The sequence below is a fragment of the Pseudomonas sp. LSJ-87 genome (assembly GCF_032971465.1).
Classification (GTDB): Bacteria; Pseudomonadota; Gammaproteobacteria; order Pseudomonadales; family Pseudomonadaceae; genus Aquipseudomonas; species Aquipseudomonas putida_Z.
Genome location: NZ_JAWJYQ010000015.1, coordinates 161,467 through 175,014, shown reverse-complemented (window position 1 = coordinate 175,014; position 13,548 = coordinate 161,467). Strand labels below are relative to the sequence as shown.

The window sequence follows — 13,548 nt, the reverse complement described above, 5'->3', positions numbered from 1 at the left end:
ACCGCCAGCTACCACGGTCATGGCTCGGCAGGGTCACGCGCTCCACCCAACGGTCCTTGAGTGCTATCTCGTAGCGGGTTGGCTATCAGGGGGACGGGCGTGTTGGTGTCGTCCTCATGGGTATTGACCCAGGTTTGTACGGCGAAAACCTTGGTGCTGGGGTTGGCGACCACAATCGAAGAGTTGCGCGCATCGCTTGAATGAACCACGCGTGTATTGCTGATGGTCAGGGCTGCCTCGGCGGCAGGTAGGCAAGCGGCCAGACAAATGCCGAGCATGGCTTTTCGCAAGCCGAGGGAGCGGTGGATGGATTTCATGTGAAGGCCCATATGTAGCGGGTGGATCCAGGCGCGCATGGCGCGGCCTGGAACGGTGTTACTTGAGGTCGAAGACGAAGCTGACGACCGTGTTTGCAGCGCCTGCCGTGACAGGGATGGCGGTGGCGCGGTAGGCCGCATAGAACAGCATGTCGGTGGGATTGGTGTCATCCAGGTCGTAAGGCTTGGATTCGCTACCATTGGCAATCAGCGTGTTGGTCTTGTCCTTGATGGCCAGGCCCAGGTTGGTTGCCCCACTAGCTTCCAGCGCGTGAAGCTCGCCGCCAGTGCCTGCACTGCCGAAAGCGCCGTTGAAGGTTACATAGCCCTGGTTGGTGGAGGTATCACACCCAGTGCCGGGAGTGACGCGCATGGCGAAAGGGCGAAGGTTGCCTTCGCTGCCAATTGCCGTGAAGCGCCCGCTGGCGACGTTACCCATTGAGATGCGATCCATTTTGCTCCCGGTTGCCGGGTCGACGATTTCGATCGCGCATGTACCGCTGGTGATAGTGCCGTTAAACTCAATGAAGTCGCTGGCGAATGCCGTGCTGCTCAGGCTCATGGCCAGGGCTGCGGTTGTCAGAAGCTTTTTCATGACTGTTATCCCCGTTTTCTAGTGAAGGCCCGACATCAAGACATGCATCAGGCCGGATCTGTGATACCGGCTGGTCTTGTGAAACCAGCCGGGACGGGGAGCTTAGGAGGGAGGGGGCGGTGGGTATGTAAGTTAAATCAGCATCTGCCGTGGATCATTCGTTTGCCTGTGAATCACCGCAGGTGTCAGTCATTCGTGGGCTGACCTGCCTGGCTTGAAAGCTGCTTTTGCTGATGCCAGTCAAAGGGCTCACCGCGCTGCTCGGCTTCGTAGCGACGCTCTTCCAGGCTCTGATAAAGCGCCAGCTCTTCGTCAGGCATGAAGTGCAGGCAGTCACCACCGAAGAACCACAGCAAGTCACGGGGTACCAGATGGGCAATTTGCGGATAGCGCTGAATGACCTGGCAGATCAGGTCCTGCCCCAGGTATTGGCTTTCCAGCGGGTCCTGGGGGAGCAAGGTGAGCAGTTCGTCGAAGCGTTCGAGGAACAGGGCGTGGCTTTCCTCTGGTACCTGGTCGGCTTCACCCAAGGCAACCAGAATGGTGCGCAGATGGTGAAGCAGTTGCAGGTGATAGTCCAGGTTGGGGGTGGCCATGGTGAGGTCCTCGAAATGGTTGGAACGGGCGCGAAGTATACGTGGGTTATGGCCAGGTGGAAGGCTGGCAGGGCCGTGTGGCGGCCCTGTTCGAATGCTGCTTAGCGTACTTGCCCCGGTATGGGCTGCAAGTATTGCTTGTCGAAGGCATCCACTGCGATCACCGCCCGGCGCGCCTGCTCGGCGTCCTGCAGTTGCTGGCCTTCTTGCTCTTGAAGCACGCCCGCTTGTACGGCGGCTTCGACAGGGCATTGCCCTGGCGCTGGCTGCACGACACCGTCCTTGAGCGCCTGGGATAACCGCTTGTGCAAGGGCGCAGCTTCGTCCAGCGCATCGCAAGCACGTTGCAGCGCCGCCACCGCATCACCGTCGGCCTCAGGCCGGAAGCAGCCGGCCAGTAGCTGCTCCAGGGCTGGGTCGCCCTTGCGGCGCCCCAACAACTCGGCCACTTCGGCATCCAGTTCGTCGCTCGGCCCGGTGTGGCGGCGCCCAAACGGGAATACCAGCACACGCAAGGCGCAGCCGACGAAGCGGTTGGGGAAGTTGTCGAGCAAACGATCCAAGGCACTTTCCGCCTGGCCCAGGCTTTCCTCCATGGCCCAACGCAGCAACGGCTGCATGTACTCTGGCGAGCCCAGGTCGTGGTAGCGCTTGAGTGCGGCAGATGACAGGTAGAGGTAGCTCAATACGTCGCCCAGGCGGGCACTCAATCGTTCACGGCGCTTCAACGCCCCGCCCAGCAACATCATCGACAGGTCGGCCAGCAGGGCAAAGGCGGCAGCCTGGCGATTCAGAGCGCGGAAGTAGCCTTGGCTCAACCTGTCGCCGGGGGCCTTTTCCAGTGCCCCCAGCCCCAGGCCAAGCACCAGTGTGCTGGCGGCATTGCCGACCGCGAACAGAATGTGCTTCAGCAACAGGTCATCGAATTCGTCGAGTGCCTGGTCGTGGTCCTCACGCCCGGCAAGGGCCATTTCCTGGAGTACGAACGGATGGCAACGAATGGCGCCCTGGCCGAAGATCATCAAGTTGCGCGAGAGTATGTTGGCGCCCTCGACGGTGATGAAAATCGGTGCGCCCTGCCAGTTTCGCCCCAGGTAGTTGTTGGGCCCCATGATGATGCCCTTGCCGCCATGCACGTCCATGGCGTGGCGGATGCATTCGCGGCCGCGTTCGGTGAGGTGGTACTTGAGGATGGCCGACAGCACCGAGGGTTTTTCACCCAGATCCACGGCTTTGGTGGTCAGCAAGCGGGCGCTGTCCATCAGCCAGGCGTTGCCACCGATGCGCGCCAGAGACTCCTGGATGCCCTCGAACGCGGCCAGCGGTACGTTGAACTGTTCGCGGATGCGGGCATATTGCCCTGTCACCAGGCTGGTGTACTTGGCCGCGCCAGTGCCGACGGCCGGCAGGGAGATCGAACGGCCGACCGACAAGCAGTTCATCAGCATCATCCAGCCCTTGCCGAGCATATCCTTGCCGCCGATGAGAAAGTCCAGCGGTACGAAGACATCCTTGCCGCTATTGGGGCCATTCATGAATGCGGCACCGAGGGGCAGGTGGCGTTTGCCGATTTCCACGCCCGGTGTATCGGTAGGGATCAATGCCAGGCTGATACCCAGCTCTACGCGGTCACCCAGCAGGTGGTCCGGGTCGTAGGCCTTGAATGCGAGCCCCAGCAGGGTGGCGACGGGCCCCAGGGTGATGTAGCGCTTCTCCCAGTTCAGGCGCAGGCCGATCACGGTTTCACCTTGCCACTGCCCTCGGCAGATTACGCCGGTATCTGGCATGGCGCCCGCGTCGGACCCGGCCATTGGGCCGGTGAGGGCAAAGCAGGGGATTTCTTCGCCCCGGGCCAAGCGTGGCAGATAGTGGTTTCGCTGTTCTTCGGTGCCGTAGTGCAGCAGCAGTTCGGCAGGCCCCAGAGAGTTGGGCACCATCACGGTTGACGCCAGGTCGCCGCTGCGGGTGGCGAGCTTCATCGCGACCTGGGAATGGGCATAGGCCGAGAAGCCTTTGCCGCCATATTCCTTGGGAATGATCAGGGCGAAGAAGCCTTGTGACTTGATATGGGCCCAAGCCTCGGGCGGCAAGTCCAGATCCTGGCCGATCTGCCAGTCGCTGACCATGGCGCAGAGCTGCTCGGTGGGGCCGTCGATGAACGCCTGCTCCTCTTCTGTCAGCGTGGGTGACGGGTAGTCGAGCAAGGTTTGCCAGTTGGGGCGGCCACTGAACAGTTCACCATCCCACCACACGGTTCCGGCGTCGATGGCCTCGCGTTCGGTCTGCGACATGGGCGGTAGCGTGCGCCGGAACCAGTTGAAAACGGGGCGTGTGAGCACCTGGCGGCGCCACTGCGGCAGCATGAGCAAAGCGGCTTTGAGTGCCAGGGCCAGCCACAACACCGTCAACAGCCAGCCGGGTGCATTGCCGAACAGGCCCATCAGCAGCACATAGGCTGCCACCGCGCCGAGTATCTGCAAGGGCGGCAAGCGCCGGTGGGTGAGATAGGCTGCGCCTAGTACCATGACCGCCAACCACAACAGCAACATAGTCTTTTCTCCGTGACCGTGGGCTTCAAGCCGATGCAACAAGCGTAGACAGCCTTGCTGCAAAGGCCTGCTCAGAACAGTGACAGAGCACGGCTGGCGGAGTTCGCACGCCGTGATGCTTGGGCGATGCAGTTGCTAGTCGGTGAAAAGCTCGAGCATGGCGTCTACCTCGATGAACGGGTGTGGAATGATGGTCATGGCCCAGTACCAGCTTTGATCCGCCTCGGTCTCGTCAACATCCACGGCCAATATCACCGTGTAGAGTGACGGCGCCTTGCTGTCAGGCGTGAATACCCCTTGGCTGTCGACCTTGCCGTTGCCTGACAGAACATGCCAGGCGATGTTTTTTAATGGCACGGCCACTTCTTTGCCTGTCATCGCGGTGTAGTACATCGACAGCTGCAGTTTCCCCGATTGTTTCGCGGCCTTGAAATAGTGCGTTTGAGCGAAGTATTCCGATACCCAGGTGGCGTAGGCTGCACTGGTACTGGTGGTGGCCTTGAGGATATCGGCCACTGCCGGCAGGAGTATTTGCCGCGTACTGCTCTTGAGCATGGCGGGGATGAGGGTCTTGCAATCGGGGTTGGCAATCGCGTTGGGGCTGAGGGCTCCGGGGGGCTGATAGTGCTGAGCGCCATCAATGGTCTTGATGGATCCTGCGCTCGGTTTCTCCACGCTCCAGGTAGGCTTGGCGGATTGTGGGTTGGCGATCAGCTTCTGTGGCCCTGCGGTCGATGAGATGGTCGTGGCCAAGGGTAGCGGGTGAATAGCGGTCGAGAGTCCTGCAGCTTTGTTGTTGCCTGTATTGGAAGAATTGGCGTTGCGGAAGAGGCAAAGAAAAGAGTCCTTGCCGATTGGACTACCCATGATGTACGGCCAGCCTGAGGGAGAGGAAAGTATGCCAGGGAAAAGTCCTATGTCGTCGGGTGGGGTGCCGTTACTTATGATGGGGAAGTGGTTGGCGTAAAGTGAAATAACGAGATCGTCTTCATGCTCGTTTATAAAAGGAGGCAGAGGCTCGGGGGTGAACGCGTTGTTGAATTTTTTTTGCGGCTCGGAGTAGGCTTGCCAAAGGATGTCGTGTTCGATGCTGAAGTCCAGATAAATCCAGAGATTGAAATTCCGTTGCTCTAGAGCTACCCGGTCAAGTAAAAGGTTTTTTTGTTTGAAGTAATGATTCTCGAAGATGGATATGTCCTCAGGCTTGCCACTCCATGTCAGTTTGGGGGAGGTGTTCCAGTGCCATCTCAGTTCGTCAGATGTCTGGGTATTGAGTGTCAGGTAGCTTTCGTCCAGGTCGATTTTAAATGATAGGGTTCTTTCATCGCCTGGGCCGTAGTCTTTTATTTCAGTGATGATGCTTCCTCGCATGCCTAGATCTTTTTTGGTGATTATTCGGCTGTCTGCGGTCACGCGTCGACTAATTTCGGCTGTTCTGAAGTAAGTATCATAGAAATGCTTGGTAGGGCCCAGATGGAGTGCGGCTCTTTCCCAGCTTTTACCTGTAATCAGGTCTCGTTTTGTGATGATGAGCTCATTGTTATTGGTGCTGAGTCCCTGGTTACTGTAATAAACATCCGATTGGCGATGAACGGTGTCTAAATGACAATATCCGGAAAACGCTAAAGCTGTTGGGATCTCACTTTTGTTGTCTTTCATCTTTCAGTACCTCTGTGTGGGCCTGAAGTCAAGGTAGTGGTTGGCGTTTCCCGAAAAAACTAGCAAAAATGATAGTTTTTGTTGCGGCGGCCATATGGCGTCACGCGTTTATTGAACGCTGAGAATCCCATTATCGGCGCATAAGGTTTTGCATTAGACTGTTCATCTTCGTATCTATAAGGACGTTGCCATGCTGAAGATCTGGGGCCGCAAGAATTCGAGCAATGTGCGCAAGGCGCTATGGATCGCCCATGAACTGGGCCTGGATTTCGAGTCGATCGACGCCGGCGGCGCCTTCGGCGTGGTCAACGAGCCGCACTACCGCGCGCGCAACCCCAACGGCCTGGTGCCGATGCTGGAAGACGGCGACCTGACCCTGTGGGAGTCCAACACCATCGTCCGCTACCTGTGCGCCGAATACGGTGCGGAGCAGGGCTGGTACCTGGACGACCCGCGTCAGCGCGCCCTGGCAGACAAATGGATGGACTGGACCACCTCGTCCTTCGCCACGCCGTTCCGCCCACTATTCTGGGGCCTGTTGCGCACCCCGGAAGACCAGCGCGACTGGGTGGCGATCAACGCTGCGCACAAGCAATGCGCCCAGCTGCTGGCCATTGCCGACGAAGCCCTGGCCAAACAACCGTACCTTTCCGGTGACCAGATCGGCATGGGCGACATCCCACTGGGTAGCTTCATCTATGCCTGGTTCGAAATGCCCATCGAGCGCCCGGCCATGCATCACCTGGAGGCCTGGTACGAGCGCCTCAAGGCCCGCCCTGCGTACCAGGCAGCGGTAATGACTGCGCTGACCTGATCGAACACCACGGCTGCTTCGATAGTCATTATCAATACACATGACTGTACTTGTGCGGCCAGGCCAAGCACCATTGGCCGCACTCACTGCGCCAGTGCCTTTACCTGGCGTGTCCTGCACCTTTTTCTCGGTAAGTGACCCGCTATGAGTTCCGCCCTGTCCATCCGACAGCTGACCAAGACCTACGGCAACGGCTTCCAGGCCCTCAAGGGCATCGATCTGGATGTTGCCGAAGGCGACTTCTTCGCCTTGCTCGGCCCCAACGGCGCGGGCAAGTCCACCACCATCGGCATCCTCTCCACCCTGGTGAACAAGACCAGCGGCACGGTCAACGTGTTCGGCCATGACCTGGACCGCGAGCCGTCGGCGCTCAAGCGCTGCCTGGGCGTGGTGCCGCAGGAGTTCAACTTCAACCAGTTCGAGAAAACCTTCGACATCGTCGTGACCCAGGCCGGTTACTACGGCATCCCGCCCAAGGTGGCCAAGGAGCGTGCCGAGCAATACCTGACCCAGCTCGGCCTGTGGGACAAGCGTGACGTGCAATCGCGTTCGCTGTCGGGGGGCATGAAGCGCCGCCTGATGATTGCCCGTGCACTGATCCACGAGCCGCGCCTGCTGATTCTCGACGAGCCCACCGCCGGTGTGGACATCGAACTGCGCCGTTCGATGTGGAGCTTCCTCACCGAGCTGAACCAGAAGGGCATCACCATCATCCTCACCACCCACTACCTGGAAGAGGCCGAGCAGCTGTGCCGTAACATCGGCATCATCGACCACGGCACCATCGTCGAGAACACCAGCATGCGCCAGCTGCTGGGCAAGCTGCATGTCGAAACCTTCGTCCTCGACATCAAGCAGGACCTGGCCACTGCACCGGTGCTGCAGGGCTACCCGTGCCGGCTGCTGACCCCGCATACCCTGGAAGTGCAGGTGGACAAGGACATTGGCATCACCGCGCTGTTCGGCCAGCTGGCGCTGCAGAACATCGAGGTGCAGAGCCTGCGCAACAAGACCAACCGACTCGAGGAGCTGTTCGTGTCCCTGGTGGAAAAAAACCTGTCGAAGGTGGCCGTATGAGTGTGGAACTGCGCACCAACTGGGTTGCCCTGAACACCATCGTCTACCGCGAAGTGCGGCGCTTCCTGCGTATCTGGCCGCAGACCCTGCTGCCGCCAGCGATCACAATGGTTCTGTACTTCGTCATCTTCGGTAACCTGATCGGCCGGCAGATCGGCGACATGGGTGGCTTCACCTACATGGAGTACATCGTGCCGGGGCTGATCATGATGTCGGTGATCACCAACTCCTACGGCAACGTGGTGTCGAGCTTCTTCGGCAGCAAGTTCCAGCGCTCCATCGAAGAGCTGATGGTGTCGCCGGTATCGCCACACACCATCCTCGTCGGTTATGTGCTGGGTGGCGTGCTGCGTGGCCTGGCGGTGGGTGTGATCGTGACTTTCCTGTCGCTGTTCTTCACCCACCTGCAGGTGCACCACCTGGGCGTGACCGTGGTCGTGGTGCTGCTGACCGCCACCATCTTCTCGCTGCTGGGCTTCGTCAACGCGGTGTTCGCGCGCAACTTCGACGACATCTCGATCATCCCGACCTTCGTGCTGACACCGCTGACCTACCTGGGCGGGGTGTTCTATTCGATCAACCTGCTGCCGCCGTTCTGGCAGACCGTGTCGCTGGCCAACCCGGTGCTGCACATGGTCAACTCGTTCCGCTACGGCATCCTAGGGGTGTCGGATATCAGCATTGGCACGGCGATTACCTTCATGCTGGTCGCCACCGCGGTGCTCTACCTGGTGTGTGTTCGCCTGCTGGTCAGCGGCCGCGGCATGCGTGCCTGAAGCCTTGCACCGGCATTGGCGCAGACGCCACTGCCGGCCCACCCACCAGCGCCAGTAGAGCATGGTGGTGAAGTAGCCAAGGATGCCCAGCACCACACCGCACACCACCGAGCCGAGCAGGAAGGGTTGCCACAGCGTCGACAGCTGGTCGGTGATCCACTGGAAAGTCAGCTCGTCGGGCAGGGTGCGCGGCGGTACCTGCATCAGCCAGGCGCCGGTCATGTAGGTGACGAAGAACACCGGTGGCATGGTCAGCGGGTTGGTCAGCCATACCAGGCTGACCGCGATCGGCAGGTTGCCGCGCAGCGGAATGGCCAGCGCGGCGGCCAGCAGCATCTGCGCCGGCATCGGGATCAACGCCGCGAACAGGCCAACGCCCATGGCCCTCGCCACCGAATGGCGGTTCAGGTGCCAGAGGTTCGGGTCATGCAGCAACTTGCCGAAAAAGCGTAAGGACTTGTGTTCCCGAATACTGGTCGGGTCCGGCATGTAGCGTTTGAAAAGTCGGCGCGGCATGTAGGCTCCCGGAGCGTTGATCCGGGCAGTATGCCCTGATTCCCGCTCAGCCTCGTTTAGAGTTTGTGACAATTGTTGAGCAAGCGCTGCCGGCAATTGGGCTATGCCTCAGAAGGTGATTTCGCTTCTGGAGCTCTACTTCATGCGCACAGGGATGTTTGCGCTCGCGCTCGGGCTGTTGTGCCTGGGCTTTCTCCCCGCATTGCCATCGGTCGGATGGCTGGTGCTGCTGGCTGTAGCCGGTGGCCTCGGCCTGTTCACCCGGCTGTGGCCGCTGGGCTGTTTTCTGTTGGGCCTGTGTTGGGCCTGCTGGTCTGCGCAGCAGGCGCTGGATGACCGCCTGGCCACCGGGCTGGATGGCCGCACCTTGTGGCTTGAGGGCCAGGTGGTCGGCCTGCCGACCCGGACTGCGCAGGGTGTGCGTTTCGAGCTGGACGCGGCCCGCTCGCGGCGGGCAGAGCTGCCGCAGCGCCTGCAACTGAGCTGGTTCGACGGCCCGCCGCTGCGCGCGGGCGAGCAGTGGCGGCTGGCGGTGACCTTGCAGCGCCCGGCCGGGCTGCTCAACCCGCATGGGTCGGACCGTGAGGCGCAATTGCTGGCGCGGCGGGTCGGCGCGACCGGTACGGTCAAGTCCGGGCAGTTGCTGGCGCCGGTTGCAGGCGGCTGGCGCGACACGCTGCGCCAGCGCCTGCTGGCAGTCGAGGCCAATGGCCGGCAGGCAGCGTTGGTGGCGCTGGTGCTTGGCGACGGGGCGGGCCTGGCCCGGGAGGACTGGCAAACGTTGCAGGCCACCGGCACGGTGCACCTGCTGGTGATCTCTGGCCAACACATCGGCCTGGTTGCCGGCTTGCTGTATGGCCTGGTTGCCGGGCTGGCGCGTTGGGGGCTGTGGCCCGCTCGTCTGCCCTGGCTGCCCTGGGCGTGTGGCTTGGCCATGGCCGCGGCACTGGCCTACGGTTGGTTGGCTGGTGGCGGTGTACCGGTGCAGCGTGCCTGCCTGATGCTGGCCGTGGTGTTGCTCTGGCGCCTGCGCTTTCGCCACCTCGGTGCGACCTTGCCGCTGCTGCTGGCGCTGGTTGCCGTGCTGCTGGTGGAGCCGTTGGCCGCGCTGCTGCCCGGGTTCTGGCTGTCGTTCGCAGCCGTGGCCACGCTTGGCTATTGCTTCAGTGCCCGCCTGGGCGGCTGGCGGCCCTGGCAGGCCTGGACGCGGGCGCAATGGGTAATTGCCATCGGTTTGCTACCGGTGCTGCTGGCTACGGGCTTGCCCGTGAGCCTGAGTGCGCCGCTGGCCAACCTTTTTTCGGTGCCTTGGGTCAGCCTGGCGGTACTGCCGTTGGCGTTGCTGGGGACTTTGCTGCTGCCGTTGGGCGGGGTAGGAGAGGTGCTGTTGTGGCTGGCGGGTGGTCTGCTCGATGTGCTTTTCCGGCTGCTGGAGTTGGTGGCGCAACAGCAGTCGGCGTGGCTGCCAGCAGTTCTGCCATTGTGGGCCTGGCTGCTGGTGTGCCTGGGTACGCTGCTGGTTTTGATGCCCCGTGGCGTTCCACTGCGCGGGTTGGGTGGCGTGATGCTGCTGGCGCTGTGGGTACCCCGGGAGACGGTGCCGTTCGGCCAGGTCGAGGTCTGGCAGCTGGACGTCGGCCAGGGGCTGGCGGTGCTGTTGCGCACTCGGCATCACGACCTGCTGTACGACGCCGGGCCTGCCAGGGGGGAGAGCGACCTGGGCGAGCGGGTGGTGTTGCCGACCTTGCGCAAGCTAGGGGTGGGCAGCCTGGACCTGATGCTGGTCAGCCACGCCCATGCCGACCACGCCGGTGGTGCTGGCGCAATCATGCGTGGTCTGCCGGTCGAACGGGTGATCGGCGGCGAAGTGGTGGATGACATGCAACTGCAGCCTTGTGTCAGTGGCGACCAGTGGACGTGGGATGGCGTGCGCTTTTCGCTGTGGCGCTGGGCTGATGGGCAGAGCAGCAATGACCGTTCCTGTGTGTTGCTGGTCGAGGCGCAGGGTGAGCGGTTGTTGCTGGCGGGAGATATGGAAGCCGGTGCCGAACGGGCCTGGCTGGCGGCCACAGAAGCGCCGCGGATCGACTGGCTGCAGTCGCCGCACCATGGCAGCCGCAGTTCGTCCAGCGAGGCCTTCATCCGCGCCACGGCGCCGCGCGGGGTACTGATTTCGCGCGGGCGCAACAACAGCTTCGGGCACCCGCACGCGCAGGTGGTCGAACGTTATCGGCGGCATGGGGTGGTGATGCATGACACAGCGGAGCAGGGGGCGTTGCGGTTGGTGTTGGGGAGGCAGGGGGAGGTCGAGAGTGTGCGCCGACAGAGGCGTTTCTGGAGGGATGCGGGCGGTGGCTGAGCTGGCCCTTTCGCGGGTAAACCCGCTCCCACAGGTACTGCACTCAACCTGAGGATGGTAAAAAACCTGTGGGAGCGGGTTCACCCGCGAAAGGGCCAGTTCAGCCACCCGACAGCTCAAGGTAGAAACCGGGTAGGGCAATTCCCTGACCTCCGGCAGATGAGCCCTCGGCGCGCCTATGGTAGAGTGGCGGCCTTTTTCCGAAGGGGCGTTTACTGTGTGGGAATTGGTCAAGTCCGGTGGTTGGATGATGCTGCCGATCATTCTGAGCTCCATCGCAGCCATGGCTATCGTCGTCGAGCGCCTGTGGACCCTGCGCGCCAGCCGCGTCACCCCGCCGCACCTGCTGGGCCAGGTGTGGATGTGGATCAAGGACAAGCAACTGACCAGTGACAAGCTCAAGGCCCTGCGCGCCGATTCGCCACTGGGCGAAATCCTTGCCGCCGGCCTGGCCAACTCGCGCCATGGCCGCGAAATCATGAAGGAATGCATCGAGGAGGCCGCCTCGCGCGTCATCCACGAACTGGAACGCTACATCAGCACCCTCGGCACCATCGCCGCCATGGCTCCGCTGCTGGGCCTGCTGGGCACCGTGCTGGGCATGATCGACATCTTCAGCGCCTTCATGGGCTCGCAGATGACCGCCAACGCCGCAGTGCTGGCCGGTGGTATCTCCAAGGCCCTGGTCACCACCGCGGCCGGCCTGATGGTCGGTATCCCGGCGGTATTCTTCCACCGCTTCCTGCTGCGCCGCATCGACGAGCTGGTAGTCGGCATGGAACAGGAAGCGATCAAGCTGGTGGAAGTGATCCAGGGCGACCGTGAAGTGGAAGTGGCCGGAGGCAAGGCGTGAAGTTCCGGCGCAATCGCCAGCGGGAGAGCGTCGACATCAACCTGGCGTCGCTGATCGACGTGGTGTTCGTCCTGCTGCTGTTCTTCGTGGTCACCACCACCTTCACCCGCGAGACCCAGCTGCGCGTCGAGCTGCCCGAAGCCGCCAGCGCCGAGCAGGCGCCGCCCGACCAGGGCAAGCTGGTGGAAATCACCATCAGCGCCGAAGGCGTGTACTCGGTGAACAACCACCTGCTGCCTAAAAGCGACCTGGCCACCCTGAGCGAAGCGATCGAGCGTGAGTCGGGCGGCGACAACAAGCTGCCGCTGGCCATCAGCGCCGACGGCAAGACCCCGCACCAGGCTGTGGTCACCGCGATGGATGCCGCCGGCAAGCTCGGTTTCAGCCAGTTGCGCATGACCACCGTCGAGGCGGCCCAGGGCACGCCTTGATGGCCTTCGCCGACCGTCTGCTCGCCGCCTGGTACGCCGGGCACCCGGCCCTGGCGCTGCTGCGCCCGCTGGAGGCGCTGTATCGCCGCGTGGTCACGCGCAAGCGGGCGCGTTTTCTCAGTGGCGAAAGTGCCAGCTACCGGGCCCCGGTGCCGGTCATCGTGGTGGGTAACATCACCGTGGGCGGTACCGGCAAGACGCCGATGATCCTCTGGCTGATCGAGCACTGCCGCCAGCAGGGGTTGAAGGTGGGCGTGGTCAGCCGTGGCTATGGCGCCAAACCGCCGCAGCTACCCTGGCGCGTGCAGGCCGACCAGGCTGCCGAGCAGGCCGGCGATGAACCGCTGCTGATCGTGCAGCGCACCGGCGTGCCGCTGATGATCGACCCCGACCGCTCCCGCGCCGTGCAGGCCCTGCTGGCCAGCGAACCTCTCGACCTGATCCTGTGTGACGACGGCATGCAACACTACCGCCTGGCCCGCGACCTGGAGTTGGTGCTGATCGATGCCGCTCGCGGCCTGGGCAATGCCCGCTGCCTGCCGGCGGGGCCGTTGCGTGAGCCGGCCGAACGCCTGCACGAGGCTGACGCGGTGCTGTTCAACGGCGCCAGCGCAGACCGCGCCGATGGCTTCGGCTTCTGCCTGCAGCCGTCCGCCCTGGTCAACCTGCGCAGCGGCGAGCGCCGCGCGCTTGACCATTTCCCTGCAGGCCAACGCCTGCACGCGGTGGCCGGTATCGGCAACCCGCAACGTTTCTTCAATACCCTGCTGGGGCTAAACTGGCAGCCGGTGCCGCATCCCTTTGCCGACCATGCGCAGTTCAGCGCCCAGAGCCTGGCCTTCAACCCGCCGCTGCCGCTGGTCATGACCGAGAAGGATGCGGTGAAATGCCGGGCCTTCGCCGCTGACGACTGGTGGTACCTGGCCGTCGAGGCGCAGCCCACGCCAGCTTTCAGCGCCTGGTTCGACAACCAGTTGCAACGCTTGCTGCGCAAGCCCTGAGCCCT

12 protein-coding genes and 1 pseudogene are annotated in these 13,548 nt (G+C 62.4%); 7 read left to right on the top strand and 6 right to left on the bottom strand.

Annotated features, from left to right (window positions below):
* Positions 1 to 17: 17 nt before the first annotated feature.
* The 5 genes from RYH74_RS10925 to RYH74_RS10905 all read right to left on the bottom strand — a co-directional run bounded on the left by RYH74_RS10925 (position 18) and on the right by RYH74_RS10905 (position 5,716).
* Positions 18 to 356, bottom strand: a complete 339-nt coding sequence (locus tag RYH74_RS10925) for a fimbria/pilus periplasmic chaperone (protein WP_410902911.1) — start codon at positions 354 to 356, stop codon at positions 18 to 20.
* A 19-nt stretch (positions 357 to 375) separates the two neighbouring features.
* Positions 376 to 912, bottom strand: coding sequence for a fimbrial protein (locus RYH74_RS10920; RefSeq protein ID WP_075044123.1), 537 nt, complete (start codon positions 910 to 912; stop codon positions 376 to 378).
* A gap of 185 nt (positions 913 to 1,097) precedes the next feature.
* Positions 1,098 to 1,508 (bottom strand): PA2817 family protein, encoded by a 411-nt coding sequence (locus RYH74_RS10915; protein WP_075044124.1) that lies wholly within the window; start codon positions 1,506 to 1,508, stop codon positions 1,098 to 1,100.
* 101 nt (positions 1,509 to 1,609) lie between these two features.
* Entirely contained in the window at positions 1,610 to 4,057 is a 2,448-nt protein-coding gene (locus RYH74_RS10910; protein ID WP_317409392.1) for an acyl-CoA dehydrogenase, read from the bottom strand.
* Positions 4,058 to 4,192: 135 nt separating this feature from the next.
* Positions 4,193 to 5,716, bottom strand: coding sequence for a hypothetical protein (locus RYH74_RS10905; protein ID WP_317409390.1), 1,524 nt, complete (start codon positions 5,714 to 5,716; stop codon positions 4,193 to 4,195).
* Positions 5,717 to 5,906: 190 nt separating this feature from the next.
* Between RYH74_RS10905 and RYH74_RS10900 the strand changes: the two genes are divergently transcribed.
* The 3 genes from RYH74_RS10900 (at position 5,907) to RYH74_RS10890 (ending at position 8,383) form a co-directional block, all read left to right on the top strand.
* Entirely contained in the window at positions 5,907 to 6,530 is a 624-nt protein-coding gene (locus tag RYH74_RS10900) for a glutathione S-transferase (protein WP_013971559.1), read from the top strand.
* A 144-nt stretch (positions 6,531 to 6,674) separates the two neighbouring features.
* Positions 6,675 to 7,607 (top strand): ABC transporter ATP-binding protein, encoded by a 933-nt coding sequence (locus RYH74_RS10895; protein WP_046617069.1) that lies wholly within the window; start codon positions 6,675 to 6,677, stop codon positions 7,605 to 7,607.
* Positions 7,604 to 8,383 (top strand): ABC transporter permease, encoded by a 780-nt coding sequence (locus tag RYH74_RS10890; RefSeq protein ID WP_003260104.1) that lies wholly within the window; start codon positions 7,604 to 7,606, stop codon positions 8,381 to 8,383. Before RYH74_RS10895 ends, RYH74_RS10890 begins: the two co-directional genes overlap by 4 nt.
* Positions 8,384 to 8,392: 9 nt before the next feature.
* On the opposite strand, the pseudogene RYH74_RS10885 reads toward RYH74_RS10890, so the two are convergent.
* A pseudogene (locus RYH74_RS10885) lies at positions 8,393 to 8,899 on the bottom strand (DUF2062 domain-containing protein); the annotation flags it as partial.
* A gap of 142 nt (positions 8,900 to 9,041) precedes the next feature.
* Here RYH74_RS10885 and RYH74_RS10880 point away from each other — a divergent pair.
* From RYH74_RS10880 to lpxK, 4 genes are all read left to right on the top strand, one after another.
* The gene (locus tag RYH74_RS10880) at positions 9,042 to 11,258 is read left to right on the top strand and encodes a DNA internalization-related competence protein ComEC/Rec2 (RefSeq protein ID WP_317409386.1); all 2,217 of its coding nucleotides are present in this window, start codon (positions 9,042 to 9,044) and stop codon (positions 11,256 to 11,258) included.
* A gap of 217 nt (positions 11,259 to 11,475) precedes the next feature.
* Positions 11,476 to 12,111, top strand: a complete 636-nt coding sequence (locus RYH74_RS10875; protein ID WP_016391244.1) for a MotA/TolQ/ExbB proton channel family protein — start codon at positions 11,476 to 11,478, stop codon at positions 12,109 to 12,111.
* Positions 12,108 to 12,542 carry an ExbD/TolR family protein gene (locus tag RYH74_RS10870; protein ID WP_025338207.1) on the top strand — a complete coding sequence of 145 codons (435 nt, stop codon included), beginning with the start codon at positions 12,108 to 12,110 and terminating at the stop codon, positions 12,540 to 12,542. Before RYH74_RS10875 ends, RYH74_RS10870 begins: the two co-directional genes overlap by 4 nt.
* Positions 12,542 to 13,543 carry a tetraacyldisaccharide 4'-kinase gene (lpxK, locus tag RYH74_RS10865; RefSeq protein WP_084785079.1) on the top strand — a complete coding sequence of 334 codons (1,002 nt, stop codon included), beginning with the start codon at positions 12,542 to 12,544 and terminating at the stop codon, positions 13,541 to 13,543. Before RYH74_RS10870 ends, lpxK begins: the two co-directional genes overlap by 1 nt.
* The last annotated feature ends 5 nt before the right edge of the window (positions 13,544 to 13,548 follow it).